This window comes from Peptidiphaga sp., from assembly GCF_057238965.1.
The window spans coordinates 15,856-18,806 of record NZ_DBHHEV010000048.1 but is presented as its reverse complement, the minus strand read 5'-3'; the positions used below and the strand labels follow the sequence as shown (position 1 = coordinate 18,806).

Genomic DNA, 2,951 nt, shown 5'->3' with positions numbered 1-2,951 from the left:
CCTCGTCGTCCTCGGCCTCGTCCTCCGCCTCGAGGTCGATGTCGAAGGCCTCGAGGATCTCGCGGTCCTCGTCTTCGGGCGAAAGGATCTGGACGTCGTAGCCGAGCTCGGCTCCGAGCAGAGTGAACGTGTCTTCGTCGAGCGATTGATTGGCCGTGGCCATCTCGCCCATGCGGAACAGAACGGCGATGAGGGCGGCCGAGCTTGCGCCGATGCGCTCGGCGAAGTCGGCGAGGGAGGCGCCTGCGCGAACCCGGACCACCGTGGAGCCGTCGCCGCGGGGAACCTCGATTCCCGCGACCATGGGAGAGGACTGCGCCTCGAACTCTTCGCGCTTGGCCCTTCTCGACTTGCGGCCGCGCGAGGGGCGCCCGCCTTGACGTCCGAACGCGCCTGCCGTCGAGCCGCCGCGGGACTTCCCGCCGGAGCGTGTGAAGCCGCCGCCGCGGTTTCCGGGCCCGCCTGGGCCGCCGCGGCCCGGGCCTCCGGAACGTCCCCTGTTGCCGCCCGAAGAGGAACGCCCCGCCGGCTGGGCGGACGACCTGTCGGGCATCATGCTCGGGTTGGGGCGCTGAGCGCCGGAACGCGGGCGCGAGGAGCCTGAGCGGCCTCCGGGCTTGCCCTGCTGACGCTGACCGCCGCCGGGGCGCGGCATTCCCTGCGCGGGCGCGAACGGGTTGTTGCCGGGGCGCGGCGCCTGAGGCTTCGGCCCCCCGCCGCCGGAACGCTTCTTCTTCGGATTCGACGGCTTAGGCGCCTTGGACTTTTCCCCGGCCGGTTTGGGCGCGGACGGCTTGGGAGCGCCGGGCTTGGGCGCGGCGGACTTGGCGGCCTTCGCCCCTGCCGCTTCGCGCGGCTTGTCCGCTTTCTCCTCGGGAGCCTTGACCTTGGGCGCCGCAGCGGCGGGTCCGGGCTTGGGCCCCGGAACCGGCGCTCCGCCGTCTTGGGCTGTGGGCGCGGTCTGCTGGACTGCGGGGGACACCTGCGCCGACGTCGAGACGTCGCCTGGCCCCTCCTTGCCTTGCGGCGCACGGACTTGAGAGGGGCTCCGGGAGCCCGCTACGTCGGCCTTTTCGGCCTCGGGGGCGGCGGGGCGCTCCCCCGACTTGGCGGCCTTGGCCTGAGAAGCGGGCTTCTTGGCGGATTTCTTCTTCTTTTCAACGAGCTCGGGGTGAGCTTCGATGTATTCGTGCGCTTTGCGCACGACGGGTGCCTCGATAGTCGATGAGGCGGACTTGACGAATTCGCCGCTTTCCTTGAGCACTTCGAGCAGCTTTTTGCTCGTTATGCCCAATTCCTTGGCGAGTTCATGGACGCGGACCTTGGCCACAGTTCTCCTTCGTACGGGGCCAGTGTCGCGCACAGGCCCACTAGTGCTGGCAGCTCATCGCTGGGTACTCATCGGGTGCCCATCGGGTCTCTACCCGCTTTCTTATCTCGACTCTCGGACGGGTTTCCGTCCGACGGGACAAGCAACTCCTCCACCGCCCCCGTGTCAAGGGGCGCAGCTTTGAGAGCGCGCTCAAAGGCCCGCGAACGCACAGCGCGTTCGAGGCACGGGAGGTCGGGATGGACCCAAGCCCCGCGGCCTTGCATCGTTCCGCACTTATCCACGACAACCGCGGATTCGCGCCGCACCACGCGGACCATTTCCATACGGCTGTCCTTGAGCCTGCATCCAATGCAGGTGCGAGGTTGACCTGTCACCAGCCTCCTCCTTCAAGAACGCCATTGGGTATTTTAGCGCTTTTGCGCCTAAGATGCCGAAACGTCCAGGCCGAAGAAGGGAGCGCTCACTCACATTCAGTCGTCGAAGTCGTCTAAATCGTCCGATTCCTTGCGGATGTCGATCGACCACCCGGTCAGTTTGGCGGCAAGGCGCACATTTTGCGCCTCTTTCCCGATCGCGAGCGACGTCTGCCCGTCGGGGACTATCGCCCTCGCCTGGCGTTCGGCCTTGTCGAGAATATCGACGCGGACGACTTTGGCGGGCGAGAGGGACGCCGCGATGAAGACTTTGGGATCGTCGTCGTAATCGACTATGTCGATCTTCTCGCCGCCGAGCTCCGTGGTCACCGCGCGCACGCGCTGCCCGTTGTGCCCGATGCACGCGCCTTTCGCGTTGACGTCCGGGATGTCCGACCACACGGCGATCTTCGCGCGGTGCCCCGCCTCTCTGGCGAGCGCGACGATTTCGACCGTGCCGTCCTGGATTTCAGGCACCTCCATCTCGAAGAGCTTGCGCGCGAAGTCGGGATGGGTCCGCGAGAGGCGGACGGAAGCGCCGCGAGTGCCCACGGACACCTCGAGGACAAGAGCCCGAATGTGGTCGCCGTGGCGGAACCTCTCCGTCGGCACCTGCTCCTCGACGCGCATAATGGCCTCGTGTTCGCCGACGTCGACCAGCAGATCCCGGCTGTCGTGGCGTGGGTTTTGCTGGACGACGCCGGAGACGACCTCGCCCTGCTTCCCCTTGAACGATCCGAGGACCCTGTCCGTCTCGGCGTCGCGCAGGCGCTGCGCGATAATCGAACGCGCCGTGGACGTCGCGATGCGGCCGAAGTCTCCGGGGGTGTCGTCGAATTCGCCGATCACCTCCCCATCCTCGTCGACCTCGGGCGCATAGACCGTGACCTTGCCGGTGCTCCGGTCCATTTCCACTCGGGCGCCGCGCACGGCCCCCGGAACGCGCTGATAGGCGTGAAGCAACGCGTCCTCGATCGCACCCACGATCACGTCGACGCTGATGCCGAGCTCGCTTTCGACGATGCGAAGCTCGTTCATCTGAATGTCCATCAGTCTTCCTCCTCCTCGATCGCGGACTGCGGAGCCCGGCTCATATCGATCTTGACACGGCCGGAGACGACCTCAGCCATGGGCACGCTGCGTCGATTTCCCTCAACCTGGACGTTCAGCGTGTCCCCGGAGAGGCTCACGAGCCGGCCGACGAC

Annotated in this window: 3 protein-coding genes; all 3 read right to left on the bottom strand. The window is 67.0% G+C overall.

Going from position 1 to position 2,951, the window contains the following annotated elements; translation table 11 throughout:
- Positions 1-1,330: translation initiation factor IF-2 N-terminal domain-containing protein (locus ACO48X_RS07010; RefSeq protein ID WP_485001377.1), on the bottom strand; the 1,330-nt coding region annotated here is incomplete at its 3' end.
- 68 nt (positions 1,331-1,398) lie between these two features.
- Positions 1,399-1,707, bottom strand: coding sequence for a YlxR family protein (locus ACO48X_RS07005; RefSeq protein ID WP_485001376.1), 309 nt, complete (start codon positions 1,705-1,707; stop codon positions 1,399-1,401).
- 96 nt (positions 1,708-1,803) lie between these two features.
- Positions 1,804-2,796: a transcription termination factor NusA gene (gene nusA / locus ACO48X_RS07000; protein ID WP_485001375.1), complete on the bottom strand. Its 993-nt coding sequence runs from the start codon at positions 2,794-2,796 to the stop codon at positions 1,804-1,806.
- Between the last annotated feature and the right edge of the window lie 155 nt (positions 2,797-2,951).

Bases quoted from the DNA above. Each gene is read 5' to 3' on its own strand.
- nusA (WP_485001375.1), bottom strand. From the start codon at position 2,796: ATGGACATTCAGATGAACGAGCTTCGCATCGTCGAAAGCGAGCTCGGC.